This is a genomic window from Bacteroides sp. MSB163, assembly GCF_036416795.1.
Lineage (GTDB): Bacteria > Bacteroidota > Bacteroidia > Bacteroidales > Bacteroidaceae > Bacteroides > Bacteroides maternus.
Window position 1 is genome coordinate 664,135 of sequence record NZ_CP143867.1, and the last position, 14,755, is coordinate 678,889.

The 14,755-nt window shown below is 41.0% G+C and carries 15 protein-coding genes and 2 tRNA genes; 4 read left to right on the forward strand and 13 right to left on the reverse strand.

Annotation, left to right across the window (positions count from 1 at the left end):
- Nucleotides 1-54: 54 nt before the first annotated feature.
- From VYM24_RS02300 to VYM24_RS02320, 5 genes are read right to left on the reverse strand one after another with little or no spacing between them, the layout of a single operon-like run.
- Entirely contained in the window at nucleotides 55-1,707 is a 1,653-nt protein-coding gene (locus VYM24_RS02300) for a WG repeat-containing protein (protein ID WP_330941357.1), read from the reverse strand.
- A 58-nt stretch (nucleotides 1,708-1,765) separates the two neighbouring features.
- Entirely contained in the window at nucleotides 1,766-2,572 is an 807-nt protein-coding gene (locus VYM24_RS02305; protein WP_330941358.1) for a hypothetical protein, read from the reverse strand.
- Nucleotides 2,573-2,582: 10 nt separating this feature from the next.
- Nucleotides 2,583-3,188, reverse strand: a complete 606-nt coding sequence (locus tag VYM24_RS02310; RefSeq protein WP_224320765.1) for a hypothetical protein — start codon at nucleotides 3,186-3,188, stop codon at nucleotides 2,583-2,585.
- Nucleotides 3,189-3,201: 13 nt separating this feature from the next.
- A complete protein-coding gene (locus tag VYM24_RS02315) occupies nucleotides 3,202-4,374 on the reverse strand; it encodes a caspase family protein (RefSeq protein ID WP_291550230.1) in 1,173 nt (390 codons plus the stop codon).
- Between the two features lie 2 nt (nucleotides 4,375-4,376).
- Complete coding sequence (locus VYM24_RS02320; RefSeq protein WP_330941359.1) at nucleotides 4,377-4,934, reverse strand: hypothetical protein; 558 nt, start codon at nucleotides 4,932-4,934, stop codon at nucleotides 4,377-4,379.
- Between the two features lie 679 nt (nucleotides 4,935-5,613).
- On the opposite strand from VYM24_RS02320, the gene proC reads away from it, so the two are divergent.
- From proC to VYM24_RS02340, 4 genes are all read left to right on the forward strand, one after another.
- On the forward strand, nucleotides 5,614-6,390 hold the full coding sequence (proC, locus tag VYM24_RS02325; RefSeq protein ID WP_025725745.1) for a pyrroline-5-carboxylate reductase: 777 nt from the start codon (nucleotides 5,614-5,616) through the stop codon (nucleotides 6,388-6,390).
- Between the two features lie 33 nt (nucleotides 6,391-6,423).
- Nucleotides 6,424-6,978, forward strand: coding sequence for a helix-turn-helix domain-containing protein (locus VYM24_RS02330; protein ID WP_224320768.1), 555 nt, complete (start codon nucleotides 6,424-6,426; stop codon nucleotides 6,976-6,978).
- Between the two features lie 95 nt (nucleotides 6,979-7,073).
- The gene (locus VYM24_RS02335) at nucleotides 7,074-8,729 is read left to right on the forward strand and encodes an AMP-binding protein (protein WP_291550231.1); all 1,656 of its coding nucleotides are present in this window, start codon (nucleotides 7,074-7,076) and stop codon (nucleotides 8,727-8,729) included.
- 137 nt (nucleotides 8,730-8,866) lie between these two features.
- On the forward strand, nucleotides 8,867-9,064 hold the full coding sequence (locus tag VYM24_RS02340; RefSeq protein WP_025725744.1) for a DUF2007-related protein: 198 nt from the start codon (nucleotides 8,867-8,869) through the stop codon (nucleotides 9,062-9,064).
- A gap of 69 nt (nucleotides 9,065-9,133) precedes the next feature.
- Here the strand turns inward: VYM24_RS02340 and VYM24_RS02345 are convergent, their stop codons facing one another.
- From VYM24_RS02345 to VYM24_RS02380, 8 genes are all read right to left on the reverse strand, one after another.
- Nucleotides 9,134-9,583 carry a Riean_0653 family protein gene (locus tag VYM24_RS02345; protein ID WP_291550232.1) on the reverse strand — a complete coding sequence of 150 codons (450 nt, stop codon included), beginning with the start codon at nucleotides 9,581-9,583 and terminating at the stop codon, nucleotides 9,134-9,136.
- Between the two features lie 5 nt (nucleotides 9,584-9,588).
- Complete coding sequence (locus VYM24_RS02350) at nucleotides 9,589-10,233, reverse strand: hypothetical protein (protein ID WP_330941360.1); 645 nt, start codon at nucleotides 10,231-10,233, stop codon at nucleotides 9,589-9,591.
- 72 nt (nucleotides 10,234-10,305) lie between these two features.
- Nucleotides 10,306-11,952: a beta-N-acetylhexosaminidase gene (locus tag VYM24_RS02355; RefSeq protein WP_291550234.1), complete on the reverse strand. Its 1,647-nt coding sequence runs from the start codon at nucleotides 11,950-11,952 to the stop codon at nucleotides 10,306-10,308.
- A 303-nt stretch (nucleotides 11,953-12,255) separates the two neighbouring features.
- A tRNA-Leu gene (locus tag VYM24_RS02360) sits at nucleotides 12,256-12,339 on the reverse strand.
- A 14-nt stretch (nucleotides 12,340-12,353) separates the two neighbouring features.
- A tRNA-Gly gene (locus tag VYM24_RS02365) sits at nucleotides 12,354-12,426 on the reverse strand.
- Between the two features lie 84 nt (nucleotides 12,427-12,510).
- Complete coding sequence (locus tag VYM24_RS02370) at nucleotides 12,511-12,960, reverse strand: Rieske (2Fe-2S) protein (RefSeq protein WP_291550235.1); 450 nt, start codon at nucleotides 12,958-12,960, stop codon at nucleotides 12,511-12,513.
- 12 nt (nucleotides 12,961-12,972) lie between these two features.
- Nucleotides 12,973-14,313 carry an argininosuccinate lyase gene (gene argH / locus VYM24_RS02375; RefSeq protein WP_330941361.1) on the reverse strand — a complete coding sequence of 447 codons (1,341 nt, stop codon included), beginning with the start codon at nucleotides 14,311-14,313 and terminating at the stop codon, nucleotides 12,973-12,975.
- A 25-nt stretch (nucleotides 14,314-14,338) separates the two neighbouring features.
- Nucleotides 14,339-14,749: an SRPBCC family protein gene (locus tag VYM24_RS02380; protein ID WP_291550237.1), complete on the reverse strand. Its 411-nt coding sequence runs from the start codon at nucleotides 14,747-14,749 to the stop codon at nucleotides 14,339-14,341.
- Nucleotides 14,750-14,755 lie beyond the last annotated feature (6 nt).

The following is a 14,755-nucleotide window of genomic DNA, read 5'->3' on the forward strand; positions in this document are numbered from 1 at the left end:
TGTCCATTTTCCAACTTCTTCAACTATCATACCTTTGATATGCACTCGGATTCTTTATTTCTGATTGCCATTATATCTTCGCAAGTTATAAATTTTATGTTCATGTTCTTCACATACAAGTATTATCTCACCTTTGGAATTGATAAAATAGCCAATATTTGAACTTCCGTCTAATTTCACAAATGCCATACCATCACTGCGAAAGTTACCAACAGCAGCATAGTCACCACACACCTTATTGCCTTTATAGTCTATATAAAACCATTTATGGCCATCTTCAGTAACAGCAGCCAGTCCAAAGCTAAAACTTCTGGTAGATAAATACTTGCATGGAACAACCATTTTGGCATTTTCTGAAGTTATATTATAAAATCCATATTTACCATCTTTCTTCACCCAACAATAATTCAAATCCAAAGAATTCACCAATACAGATCTTGATCTGGTATAATTCTCATAAATAAAAGGGACTTTCACAATGCCGTCATGATTCATAAAACCCCACCCTTCTCCTTGCTTAACAGGTGTCAGCAATTGCCCTTTCGAATCCCACATTCCAATATAGTCATATATATCAGAGACCATTTTCCCAGACTTATTTATCAAGAAAGCTTCTTTCATCTTATCCTCCTTTTCATTGAAAACCGAAGCCACACCATTTACAAAAGACGATGCTTCGTCAAATTTAAAGGGGATTACAACCTTTCCCTTAATATCAATATAGCCAAATTTTCCATTCAGCTTAACACAAGCCAATCCTTCAGAAAAAGGAAAGGCAAAAGTATATTGAGGCGGTATTTCTATTTCTCCATCCTTACGCATAAACCCATATTTATCCCCCTCTTTATATTTCATGAGCCCATGATTAAAAGGAGCTTCTTCCGAATCTGATGAGAATTTTGTCATAGATAGTTTTTGCATAAGTCCATTCAAGAGTTCATAATCTGAATCTTGTACTCCGGTATTTCTTTTAAAATACATCTTCTTTGCCCAAAATTGTGCCATATAATGCGTAGCTCGTCCTCCATACTCTTCGCATCCTTGACGCAAAAACAACATATTCGCTAACGCATATTGAGAATTCATATCATCACGAATAGCACTCTGCTCAAACAACAAAAGAGCCGATTTATACTTCTTCTCTTTATAACACCGACTGGCAACTTCATTAAGTTTTGAAGGACTGTAACCCAAGGAATGTTTCAACAAGAACTCAATATCTTTATCATTAGTGTCAAATTCTGCTTTTTCAATATATGCGATTTCTTCTTTTTCAAGATTCAACCGAATCACATTTTTAATCTTTATATTCTTGCCACCGCCTTCAATACGCTTATTTACATAGACAAATACATTATCGTACTCATAATTATCCGTATAAGTAGGAACAGACACTGGATGACAAATAATTGAGTCATAGCTAATCTTGAAAGTATAGCTGTTCTTATCTTCCAGAATACCAAATTGCAATAAATAATCATCAATATTGCAAGCTGTGGATTTATTCAGAATATCTTTAAATGAATACAAATCATTATAAACCGGAGTTTGGAATTTATTCTCACACATCATAATAATATCCGTTCGCAATTCTGCCGCTTCTGCTCCCATCGGATGATTTGCATAGCGGGCTAACATTTTGAAATAGCGTTCAACACACGTTTCTGCTTTTTCTCTTTGTTCAATAGTTAATTCATTCTGCGCCATCAACACGTTCGTCAATAGCAGACAGGCTATAAAGATTAAATATTTCCTCATAACTACCTTATCTATATAATTCCTTACTACAGTTATTTCTCTTATTTCCGTCTACCCGTTTAAAAGACGAAATCAGCCATCCTGTGTTATTCCCCTCACGTTCAACACGCTCCACAGTAAACGTATATCCCGGAACTTGCAATAGATGAAATTTCGTTTTTTCTACAACATCCAATGTGAACTGTCCGGAATAAATTAGAGCATAAAAGACAGACAAAGCGTCCGGCAAATAATTCTTTTCTGAATAATTCAGAATATTCTCATTACCTATTGCTGCTATTTTAGATAGGTCAATAAAACCCACTTCATGATTATCCGGTTGAATATCTAACCCATGATTTCGTTTCAATGGCTCCAAATCCAGGATTTTACCTTTTGCACCGACAATCACCCAGCGATATACATATACTTCCACTCGCTCGGGCTTTAAAAGCAAAGTTATTTTTTCTTCTTTGCCCTTATAGTGGCAATGGCATAATACCTCAGCCGTCCACGTAGAATCTGTATAATGTAAAGAAATAGAATCCTTAACAGCAGCCTCTATAAACTCAAAAGCCGCATTTTTCATAGAATCCGAGGTATTTAGGAACAGTTCACTGTCAAAAAGATACAGCATATTTGTACGCCGTATCAAAGAATCTTCCAAAGCCAGAGGGATACTCTCCATTCCATTAAAACGTTTCATAAATTCATCCATCTGTTTTACACGATAACGAAATGTTTCATTGAAAGACTGGTTATTCATCAATTGCCCATACGTCATATACAGACAACCAAACAAGATACAAATTGATAATGCGATTTTTCGTCTCATACACTTTTTATTAATAGGTATCCAATACTTCACTGTCGCCTAACAATATCACATATTGATTGCCAACGCTCGTGATTTCTTGCTGAAGATATACATTAATTGTCTTTTCCGTGATGTCTTCATAAATCACTTTTTCATCCCTCATTCCTACAAATTTCTGCTTGATTGTCACCGCAGCTTTGTATAAGCCATCTCTGACTTTGTAGAAATCAGAGACATAGCATACGTCAGCTTGGGTTATCTGTACTTCTGAGTAACTTAGATTAGTCAAGTTCCTCAGATAAGTCTTTGTCTGTATCCATTTCTTTGTATTACGCGCTTTTGAAGAAACTTGAGTACGTACAGCAGGCTGAATATTATTATAAATATCCTGATAATTATTTCCCTCTCCCATAAATAGTTTTAATGCCTGCTTCATATAAACCGCCTTCGTAGCATTATCATTCTTCTTGCTCCCGATGAACGACAAGTACATCTGATAAGTATTAATTCGATTTCGCACCTCCTCTTTAAACATTTCCAAATCTTCTTCCGATAAATCATTGGTTTGTGCATACCCCATCGAAACGCACATCTGAAAGATTGCAACGATAGTAACTAATATAATCTTTTTCATAATCGTATAAAATCTATTTCTTATAAACCTCATTAATTCTCAAGGAAGTAATCTTCCCATTATTGTCTTGAGTGAAAGATAGTACATTGAAATTTATCAAATAATATTCTGTACTCAACCTTTCCAAAAAGTTTCTGGCTGTCTCTCTTGCTACAATGGTTTTACAGTTCCTACCCAGTATTTCTACAATAGCATTTGCATTAGAAAAATACTTGTTTAGAATAGGGGTGACCATTGCGATACGTTGAGGGGCAGCTATATTCGTATCTATTAACTGCCGCAATCCTTCCAATACCTGATTCTGTGTATTTGCCGACACATCCGCTCCATGAATCACCGTTGTATTGGTCGATTCATCTACTACAGACTCATTTGCCGACACACTCGTTTGGGACACGACTGCATCAGACACAGAAACGTCAAAGACTGGATGCTGCTTGTTTCCGGACAACTCAATGGTGGCATCCCGAGTAACCTCCAATATATTATTCCAATCTGAAATATTTTGCTTATTAGCTTCAGCCATAACAGTCAAGTAACCATACGTCAGAAATCCGCCAATCTTTAAATTGCATGCTGATGTTTCACCCGCTTTACTACTTGTGATAATCATGGCACCTGATTTCTTCATAAACAAATCTTCATAATTCGTTTCAACCTTTCTATTTATACAGGGGGCACTTTTACTTAATTCCAGTTTGGGTGAAAGATTTTCACTGTAAGAATTGCAGCAATCCGTTATCATGATACAAAGTCTCGGGCATTTTCTCTTAATAACATTGAACGTACCTTCTGCTGAAATAAGTTCATTCTCATAATGGGCACCCAAACTCATTTGAGGATATTTTGAAGTATCATGCAAAGAACGGGCACCATGACCACTATAATAAAGAAAAACCACATCATCTTTTCCACATTGAAGACGACTCAAAACATTGCGTAAATTCTGAGGCGAACAGCGATTAGCAACATTAACATCATATTCAAATGAAATTTTATTTTGCAAAGCTGCTTGAGCCTCTGCAAGCATACAACTTATCCGTTCGATATCCAACTTCACAGTATTACCTATAGATTCATCATTAGTGTCACCGAAAAGAATAGCATGAAATGTCTGTGCTCTGAGCGGAATATTAACTAGAACCAAACATAAGATTAATAAAAAAACATTTTTCTGTAGTTTCATAATCATGGGAGCTTTAAAAGAGTTTTTAAATATTCATTGTCAGGAAGAAGTCCTAAAGCGAATTTCACTAAATAGCGGGCATGTACATACTGCTGTCGACAATAGACCTTATCATCTTTCACAAAAGCTAATTGATTACCATTAAATGCTACAAGCAAGTACAGCTCCTCCTTATTTTCATCGACAAATTTTATCGCTATATTAGGTTCAAAAGGAGTTTTAACTATACTCCCACTCAGATCATAATTCAAGATATCTTGCAAAAAAAACTGTAGGATAGAATAATAGGATGCAGCAAGCTCACCAATTTTATAATCTATGGCGTACTGGGCAATCAATGTATCCTGTTCTGCTTTTTGGGGACGCATCTTATACCCTATCACTTCTGTTGGACTGTAAACAAACTGACATATTGTGTCACCTAATAAGACTACAACTTGACTGTCTGGAACGATTGAGTGATTATCTATCTTCCGTGGAATATTCTGACTACTTCTACAAGAAGCACAACAAAAAATGAACGCTGTAATAGACAGAAGAAGGATATATTTAGTTCTCATCTTTTTATATTTTTAAATGGATATTCTCGATATTAGGTGGTTATTCCACCTGTAAAATGCAAGTATTCTGTAGAAAGATGTCTATGTTTTCATTATGTTTCAAGTGCGTCTTCTCCAATTCCTCCTAAGACTGCTAAGCTTATTATACAACGAAACGTGGAACTGCATACTTTCATCTGTAGCCGAAGGTCCTAGGAAAACCCAACTACACAGACGACAGACAGCAATCCCACGCATAAGCGAGAGAACCACTGCACCAACATCTTGTGTAGTTTTGAAAATTTCCTAGGTTTTCGACTACAAGATGAAGCACAACGCTTCTTATTTTTTATCTAACAAATAAATCAGAATGCAACGCTTTCCATTCTCAACAAGCACAAAATTACAAAAAAGGTTTATATTAAAAAGGAAAAATTGATAAAAAATGTATCCGTAATTTACAATCCACAATATCTGTCATATCAAAAGGATTTAGCTATTTGTCCTGATAGGAATTCATTTCTTTTTCAGACATAATCTATCATCTTTAGTTGAACTAATATACTCATTATCTTCTATATTAAACAAATAAAGCTTGCATTTTGCAGAGTATTCAGCAAAAAACGTTTAAACTGTTTCATATATCGACTAAAAAATATCTACCTTTGCCCATCGACAACCCTTTTAATAACAGAATGATATGAGAACAGCAATTATCGGAGCAGGAAACATGGGCGGCTCTATAGCCCGTGGATTGGCAAAGGGAAGTATTATCCCCGCCTCGGATATCATAGTGTCTAATCCCTCACAAGGAAAGTTGGATGAACTGCAAGCGGAGTTTCCTGCTTTACAAATCACCCATGACAATCAGGAAGCCATCATCGGCGCCGAATTCATCATACTCGCTGTAAAACCGTGGCTTATCAAAGGTGTGCTGCGCGAACTGAAACTGAAAAGCAAACAAATTATCATTTCTGTTGCTGCAGGCATCAACTTTGAAGAGCTGGCTCACTACGTACCCGAACCGGAAATGACCATGTTCCGCATTATTCCTAACACCGCCATCAGCGAGATGGAAAGTATGACACTGATTGCCAGTCGTAATGCGACCAAAGAACAAGAACAACTGATGCTGGATATTTTCAATCAGATGGGACTTGCCATGCTGATTCCCGAGGAAAAATTCGCAGCCTGCACTTCCATGGCTTCCTGCGGAATCGCTTATGTGTTAAAATACATCCAGGCTGCCATGCAAGCCGGTATAGAAATGGGTGTTTATCCCAAAGATGCTATGAGAATGGTGGCTCAATCCGTAAAGGGAGCAGCCGAACTGATACTGAATAATGATACGCATCCCAGCGTAGAAATCGATAAAGTATGTACCCCCGGCGGTATTACCATCAAAGGTATCAATGAACTGGAACATGACGGCTATACATCCGCCATCATCAATGCTATCAAAGCGAGTAAGCAATAAGACTAACAATTAATTCATTAAATAAACAACCACATGGACGAACAAATTAAGCAAATAGCAGAACGCCTTCGCGGGCTTCGTGATGTACTGGAGCTGACCGCTGAAGACATTGCCCGTGAATGTGACATCTCCGCTGAAGAATACCGCCTCGCAGAGTCTGGAGAATTTGATATTTCTGTCAGCATGCTGCAAAAGATTGCACGCAGATACGGAGTCTCATTAGATGCACTGATGTTTGGCGAAGAACCGAAAATGAGTTCTTACTTCCTTACCCGTGCCGGAAAAGGTACCAGCATTGAACGTACCAAAGCCTACAAATACCAATCACTTGCCGCAGGCTTCATGAATCGTAGTGCTGATCCGTTTGTAGTAACCGTAGAACCGAAACCGGAGAGCGAACCGATACACTATAACAGCCATGCCGGACAAGAATTCACCCTTGTACTTGAAGGGCGCATGATGATAAGCATCGATGGCAAAGAGCTTATACTAAACGAAGGAGACAGCCTGTACTTCAATTCCAAATTGCCGCATGGCATGAAAGCACTGGACGGAAAAACGGTACGATTCCTGGCAATAATAATGTAATCATTAAATGAAGAATGAAAAATAAAGAATGAAGAATTGCCATGCGGCATACTTGTACGGCGCAGCAAAATTCTTCATTCTTAATTCCTAAAATCATGGTAGAAAGATTTTTATCACAAACCTCTTTCACTACACAAGAGGACTTTATCAAAAACTTTAAAATAAACGTACCGGAAGACTTCAACTTCGGATACGATGTAGTAGACGCCTGGGCTGCCGAACAACCCGACAAACCTGCATTGTTATGGACTAATGATAAGGGGGAACACCGGCAATTTACGTTTGCCGACATGAAACGTTATACGGACATGACCGCCTCGTATTTCCAAAGCATCGGCATCGGTCATGGTGACATGGTAATGTTAATATTGAAACGTCGTTTTGAATTCTGGTTCAGCATTATAGCTTTACATAAACTCGGTGCCGTCGTCATTCCCGCCACTCACTTGCTGACAAAGAAAGATATCGTGTACCGCTGTAACGCTGCGGACATCAAGATGATTGTTTGTGCAGGAGAATCGGTTATCACGGATCATATTGTAGCTGCCATGCCGGATTCCCCCAGCGTGAAGAAACTAGTCAGTGTAGGTCCCGAAGTAGCCGAAGGATTCGATGATTTCCACAAAGGGATCGAAAATGCCGCACCTTTCGTGAAGCCGGAACATCCGAATACGAATGAAGATATCTCACTGATGTACTTCACCAGCGGAACCACCGGTGAACCGAAAATGGTTGCCCATGACTTTACATATCCGTTGGGACATATCGTTACCGGTAGTTTCTGGCATAACCTGACGGAAAACAGCCTGCATCTCACCATCGCCGATACCGGTTGGGGGAAAGCTGTGTGGGGCAAACTTTACGGACAATGGATTGCCGGAGCAAATATATTTGTATATGATCACGAGAAATTTACCCCTGCCGCCATCCTGGAGAAGATACAGGATTATCATGTAACTTCTCTCTGTGCACCTCCCACCATCTTCCGTTTCCTCATTCACGAAGATCTGACAAAGTACAATCTCTCATCACTGCAATATTGTACCATCGCCGGCGAAGCTCTGAACCCAGCTGTATTTGAGACCTTCAAGAAACTGACAGGCATTAAACTGATGGAAGGATTCGGACAGACTGAAACCACACTGACCATCGCTACCATGCCTTGGATGGAACCGAAACCGGGAAGTATGGGATTGCCTAATCCACAATACGATGTAGACCTGATAGACAATGACGGCCGTTCCGTAGAAGCCGGTGAACAGGGACAAATCGTAATCCGTACGGACAAAGGCAAACCGTTGGGATTGTTCAAAGAGTATTACCGCGATCCGGAACGTACACACGAAGCTTGGAACAACGATATCTACTATACGGGAGACGTTGCCTGGAAAGATGAGGACGGCTATCTCTGGTTTGTAGGCCGTGCCGACGATGTGATCAAGAGTTCCGGTTACCGTATCGGTCCCTTCGAAGTGGAAAGTGCCCTGATGACGCACCCTGCCGTAATAGAATGTGCCATCACAGGCGTACCTGATGAAATCCGCGGTCAAGTAGTGAAAGCTACCATCGTACTGGCTAAAGAATATAAAGGGAAAGAAAGTGAAGAGCTTATCAAGGAATTGCAAAATCATGTGAAGAAAGTGACAGCTCCTTACAAATATCCGCGTGTGATTGAATTTGTAGATGAACTGCCGAAAACCATCAGTGGAAAGATCCGTCGTGTGGAAATCCGGAAGAACGATACAAAATAAGAAAAAAATATGAGGAATAAGCTACTTCTAAATCGTTTGCACCTTTTATGTTACTTTTTGATCGATTTGAGCTATTCGGTTTCCCGCAAACCACTTACATTTGCGACCGGAAAGTACAACTAAAAAGTTTAAAGCACATGATTACAAGTAGAAAGATTTCTCAAATTAACGTTTTCGCAGGTAGCCCCTGGGAAGTGGAAAGTGTGAAGCAATTGCTAAAGTCAGCTTACATCACCGCTTCAACAGAGGACAAAGGTAATGGCATTCACGTGTCTGTACCTTGTCAGCAGTACACTGCCGCCATGCGTGTTATCAGTAACCGAAAGGCTTTATAAGACTGAAAAGAAAACGAAGTGAAAAAAGACTGCCCGCCGGAAGATAATTCCGAACGGGCAGTTTTTTTATTAATAGATAACTTCTCCTCCTTCGGACTCTTCACTATATCTTATATCAAAGCGTCCCTCTGTTACATTCCCGCCACTGAACGTTCCACTGATAATCGTTCCATTCATACGGGTGATATATGCCTCGCCATTTTCCAGTTTTTCGCTATCAAAACTGGCATTGATATAAGTACAGACAGCCCCCTGCCGTGGATTCACAAGCGTAAAATGCAAAGAACTGAAAACACCGACTTCCGCAACAATCGTAACATAGTGATTACCTTCTTCATCGTAAGTACTGACATCCGGCTTTCCAAACCGTCCGGAAGCATACACCCAGCCGTCTATCAAACAACCTAACGTATTTTGCCCCGTCGTCGTAGCTTCGGGCATCAGTGTCGGATCCACCGACTTATCTTCCTCGCAGGCACAACAGAGAACCAGCAGGCACAGAAATAACAACTTTTTCATAGCACTCAAAAATGATAGTTTAAACCGAAGACTAAAGATAACTGACCGAAATAACCGGTACCGGTTTTCGGATTTTCCACATTCCACTTCTCATCATGATACTTCACCGAGTAAGTTTCCGAACTGAATGCCAACCAGTTCAGGCGGGCCGAAGCTCCCCAATGGTTCGTCAGGAAATACTCGCCCGAGAGGGCCAGGTTACCTGCAAATTTATCCATCGAAACATTCCGCGGCTTGCCATACACCTTACTCTTATCCTTATAAAACTGATAGCCTATTCCACCTGCCAACTGAAGTTGATAATGCTTCTTCACCATCGTCAAAGATACCTCCGGCGCCATATAGTGCATCAGAATCTTGTCCGCCCCGGTGTCGTGCGTATTCTTATAGGAACTTCCCTGATACAGGGCTCCCACCCCGAACTTCAACTTCCGTCCGGCAACTTGCGCCAGATAGCTGACATCCCAAGCCACTCCTTTTCGTAAATCACTGCGATAGACATCCGATCTGTCGGTGATTCCCATCATTTGTCCCAAATACCATGACGGTCCGGCATGAACAGAAAAAGAGGATCTTTTATCACCTGCACTTTGGGCATACAAAGAGGTAGTTAATAACACCCCTGCAAGGAAACTAAGCAAGTACTTCATAATGATTTGTATAGTGTTTTTTCTATTAAATGCAAAAAAATGAAAAGTACTGCACACCGACCGTTATTTCTGTTATCTTTTTCGTTCCACGTCTTGCGTACGGAAGAATGCTTCGGAATAGCGCGCTCCCCAAAGTTCATAACGTTCACACTGCATCTCTACTTTACGGGCGAAGTTTTCCCAGTTCTTCTTCTCCAAAGGCGACCAGACATTTTCCGCCAGTGCCGACATGCGTGGAAAAACGGCAAACTCCGCTTTCCAGGTAGTAGGAATGTATTCAGTCCATAAGCATCCCTGTGCTCCCCAGACAAGTTTCTGTTGTTGCACGGTCAGCGAATCGGGCACAATCTGAAAAGCATATACTTTCTCCAAAGGCAACGGACCGCGCGGACCAATTTCCGGTTGGGTACGGCTCTCTTTCAGATTGAAGTACGACCAGGCAGAGCAGGTGGATATTGTGCGGTGATTCGTCTTCAACGCCTTCTTTCCGAATTCCGGACGGCGCCAGTTCATCACGATGCAATCTTCCGAAATGCCTCCTTCAAGAATTTCATCCCAACCGATAAGCGTCTTTCCTTTACCATTCACCACATCTTGCACATAATGAACGAAGTAACTTTGCAATGCTTTCTCATCTTTCAGTTCATGTTCGCGCATGAATTGCTGCGTTTCTTCCGACTCCTGCCACCAACGCTTGGCACATTCGTCACCGCCCACATGGATGTATTGACCGGGGAACAAGTCACACAATTCGGAAAACACATCTTTCAGAAAGTCAAAAACTTCCGGTTTGGGCGCCAGTACGTTATTGAACTTATTGAAGATACCCCACGTCAGAGCCGCCTTCTTCGGTTCGTCCGGCGTAGTACTGAATTGCGGATAGGTGGCAAGCACTGCCATACAATGACCAGGGATATCTATTTCGGGTATCACCGTGATGTGACGTTCGGCGGCATAGCGCACTATCTCACGTATATCTTCGTGGGTATAATATCCGCCATAAGGCAACGGCTGATATTTTCCCGGATAAAGTCCGAAGATTTCCCCTTCACGAACGGAGCCTTTCTCGGTCAGTTCCGGCCGGCATTTCATTTCAACACGCCAAGCCTGGTCGTCCGTCAGATGCCAATGGAAGTAATTAAGTTTATGCAAAGCAAGATAATCGATATACTTTTTGATGAAATCTACGGGGAAGAAATGGCGTACCACATCTAGATGCATACCACGATAAGAGAAACGTGGATAGTCGATAATTTTCACGGTCGGAAGGATAGGCAGTACACCTGCACGAGTGGGTAATAATTGTATAAGCGTCTGAATACCATAGAATACACCCGCCTTGTCATTTCCTTCGACACGTACACCACCTCCAGGGGTAATTTCCAACTGATAGCCTCCTGAAATTCCTCTATTCTTTTGGTTTATCAGAACGATACAAGGTTGTTCACCTGACTTTGGAAGTGTTAAAGTTTTCTTTCGGGATTTTCCAGGCTTTGGGATTTCCGTTTGTAAAGGTATGCCGAGATAACGATCCATATAATCAGCCAGATAGGTAGCCGAAAATGCCAACACCGGTTCTGACATACGAATGACCGTATTACGTTGAATCAAATACTCTCCCTGTCCGGTTATAGTGATCTCCACCGGTTCGGGAATAATGCTAAAAGTTTTCTCCTGTGCCTGTCCGGCAAGCGCAGTTACAGCAAGGGTTGCAGCCATAATTTTCTTAAAGTACATAGATGATGATGTATATTATATTGCAAATATAATCCTTTTGCAGCAAGATGTTTAAGATTTCCAATCTCTTTTTTGACGAAAAAGAAAAGTACTCATCGGCTTTGACTTGTAACACAAGACATTAACCGTTGCTTTCATCTCATTTTTCGGTTTACATATTGGTTTACATGAATCACATAAATCATATCAAAAACCAAGTAAAATATAAGAATTAAGCATTAGAAATAACTAAAGTACCTAAAAGAAAAAGCTCCGCAAATCATTGATTTACAGAGCTTAATCAAGTACTCGAAGCGGGACTTGAACCCGCACAGCCGCAATGGCCAAAGGATTTTAAGTCCTTCGTGTCTACCATTCCACCATTCGAGCATCCTATAAAGGAGAGCGGAAAACGAGACTCGAACTCGCGACCCTAACCTTGGCAAGGTTATGCTCTACCAACTGAGCTATTTCCGCAGGTCTTTTTTGTAGAACGCGTGCAAAGATAAGGAGTTTCCCCGTTACAGCCAAATTTTTTACATAGAAAATGTTACAGTTTTATTAGTTCCTCACTTGCAAAGAAGTGCCGGACACAGTGACTTTATAATGTTTCAGATACTCTGTACCTTCCCCTTTAGGAAATCCACCACTACTCAAATTATACTCAGTATGACACTTGGGGCATTTTGCCGTCCCCAGTCCGTCTTCCACCAACTCTACCGAAACACTGCGACTGGCCTCCACCGGACAAGCTGCATCATAAGCAACATAAGTATTCCCCTCTGAGAAAACACTCTGCCCGATAATCAATCCCGCATAGCCCACCGGCAGTCCATTTACATTCTTCTCTATCTTCAGAAACTGACCGGGAGTCGTAATCTTATAATAAGGAGACTGTGAAAGACTACATGAAAAATTAAAAGTAACGGAAGGAATGCTCGATTCGTAGGAATCACCACAACTGGTGACACACAACCAAAGCATTCCTATGACTATACAGAGTTTCCGCATACAATATCGTATTTATCGACCAAGCAAAGCTTTTTCAGCTACTTCCATTCCATGAAAATTAAAACCATCTACCACTTCCTGCATCAGCGCCGAAATTTCATCGTTACAGAGATTACCGATACTTCCCTCATGTGTGTGATGCACTTGCTTGCTGTGTGAGAAGTTTCCGGCTTCAATGTCCAATCCCACTTTCTTATAAGCATCTCGGAAAGGCATACCTTCGCGTGCCAAGCGGTTCACTTCTTCCACACTGAAAATAAGCAGGTATTTGTCATCGTCGAGGATATGTTCGTTCACCTTTATTTCATTCATGATATAGGTAGTCATCTGCAAACAGTCTTTCAACTCTTGGAAAGCAGGCAAAAAGACTTCCTTAATAATCTGCAAATCACGGAAATAGCCGGACGGCAAATTATTGGCAATCATCATGATCTGTTGTGGCAATGATTGCAGTTTATTGCATTTGGCACGCGTCAGTTCAAAGACATCCGGGTTCTTCTTATGGGGCATAATGCTGGAACCTGTCGTGCAATCATCAGGCAGCTTCACGAAACCGAAGTTCTGACTATTGAACATACAAGCATCAAAAGCCAGTTTGGAGATAGTTCCGGCAATGCTTGCCAAAGCAAAAGCTACATTACGTTCCATCTTGCCACGCCCCATCTGGGCATAAACAACATTATAGTTTAAAGAGTCAAAGCCCAACAAACATGTTGTCATCGTACGATTCAATGGGAATGAAGAACCATACCCGGCAGCCGAACCCAAAGGATTGCGATTACACATCTTGAATGCTGCCTGCAAAAAGAGCATATCATCCACCAGACTCTCGGCATAAGCGCCAAACCACAATCCGAAAGAAGACGGCATAGCTATCTGCAAATGAGTATAACCCGGCATCAGCACATCTTTAAAACGCTCACTCTGGCATATCAGCACATGAAACAGTTGTTCCACAGCTTCAGCAATCTCCTTAATCTGCGCACGCGTGAAAAGTTTCAGATCGAGCAACACCTGATCGTTGCGCGAACGACCACTATGTATCTTCTTACCTATATCACCCAATTTACGCGTCAGCATCAATTCTACCTGCGAGTGTACATCTTCCACTCCTTCTTCTATCACAAACTCCCCTTTCTCGGCAGTCGCATAGATATTTTTCAGTTCTTCAAGCAAAAGAACCAGCTCTTCCTTCGTCAGCAGACCGATACTTTCGAGCATGGTGATGTGAGCCATAGAACCTACCACATCATGTTTAGCCAGATAAAGGTCCATCTCGCGATCAGGTCCTACCGTGAAGCGTTCTATATCCTTATTTACCTGAACGGATTTCTCCCAAAGTTTCTGAGCCATTTATTTAGTGATTAACAGTTAGTGATTAATAGGGTATTATCGACAGCATATCCGCCATCTTTTCCACCCCTTCTTGCAAAGGTTTCTGAACCATACCTTTCATGAAAGGATTCAGTTCCAAGCCAATGGTCAATTTCAGTTTACATTCTGTTTCTGTTACGGGAACAATCTGTATCCACAGATTGAAGGGCAGTGGTGAAGTAGTTGTGGCAAACTTAATACACTTGCATGGTTCTTTCTCTACTATGCTCAGCGCTATTTTACCCACGGGAGCTACTTCTATCATCATACTCTCCGAGTCAAAACTCAAATTCTTAACTTTATCCTCCGGCAAGCTGTCTTTAAACTTCTCCAGATTATTCAAATCAGATAGTTTCTCATAAACAGCCTCCTGTGAGGCAGGTATAGTTTTTACACCACTTTCAAATTTTGTCATATTTTG

Coding starts and splice junctions, on each gene's coding strand:
- VYM24_RS02300 (WP_330941357.1), bottom strand. CDS start 1,707: ATGGCGCAGAATGAATTAACTATTGAACAAAGAGAAAAAGCAGAAACG.
- VYM24_RS02305 (WP_330941358.1), bottom strand. CDS start 2,572: ATGAGACGAAAAATCGCATTATCAATTTGTATCTTGTTTGGTTGTCTG.
- VYM24_RS02310 (WP_224320765.1), bottom strand. CDS start 3,188: ATGAAAAAGATTATATTAGTTACTATCGTTGCAATCTTTCAGATGTGC.
- VYM24_RS02315 (WP_291550230.1), bottom strand. CDS start 4,374: ATGAAACTACAGAAAAATGTTTTTTTATTAATCTTATGTTTGGTTCTA.
- VYM24_RS02320 (WP_330941359.1), bottom strand. CDS start 4,934: ATGAGAACTAAATATATCCTTCTTCTGTCTATTACAGCGTTCATTTTT.
- proC (WP_025725745.1), top strand. CDS start 5,614: ATGAGAACAGCAATTATCGGAGCAGGAAACATGGGCGGCTCTATAGCC.
- VYM24_RS02330 (WP_224320768.1), top strand. CDS start 6,424: ATGGACGAACAAATTAAGCAAATAGCAGAACGCCTTCGCGGGCTTCGT.
- VYM24_RS02335 (WP_291550231.1), top strand. CDS start 7,074: ATGGTAGAAAGATTTTTATCACAAACCTCTTTCACTACACAAGAGGAC.
- VYM24_RS02340 (WP_025725744.1), top strand. CDS start 8,867: ATGATTACAAGTAGAAAGATTTCTCAAATTAACGTTTTCGCAGGTAGC.
- VYM24_RS02345 (WP_291550232.1), bottom strand. CDS start 9,583: ATGAAAAAGTTGTTATTTCTGTGCCTGCTGGTTCTCTGTTGTGCCTGC.
- VYM24_RS02350 (WP_330941360.1), bottom strand. CDS start 10,233: ATGAAGTACTTGCTTAGTTTCCTTGCAGGGGTGTTATTAACTACCTCT.
- VYM24_RS02355 (WP_291550234.1), bottom strand. CDS start 11,952: ATGGCTGCAACCCTTGCTGTAACTGCGCTTGCCGGACAGGCACAGGAG.
- VYM24_RS02370 (WP_291550235.1), bottom strand. CDS start 12,960: ATGCGGAAACTCTGTATAGTCATAGGAATGCTTTGGTTGTGTGTCACC.
- argH (WP_330941361.1), bottom strand. CDS start 14,313: ATGGCTCAGAAACTTTGGGAGAAATCCGTTCAGGTAAATAAGGATATA.
- VYM24_RS02380 (WP_291550237.1), bottom strand. CDS start 14,749: ATGACAAAATTTGAAAGTGGTGTAAAAACTATACCTGCCTCACAGGAG.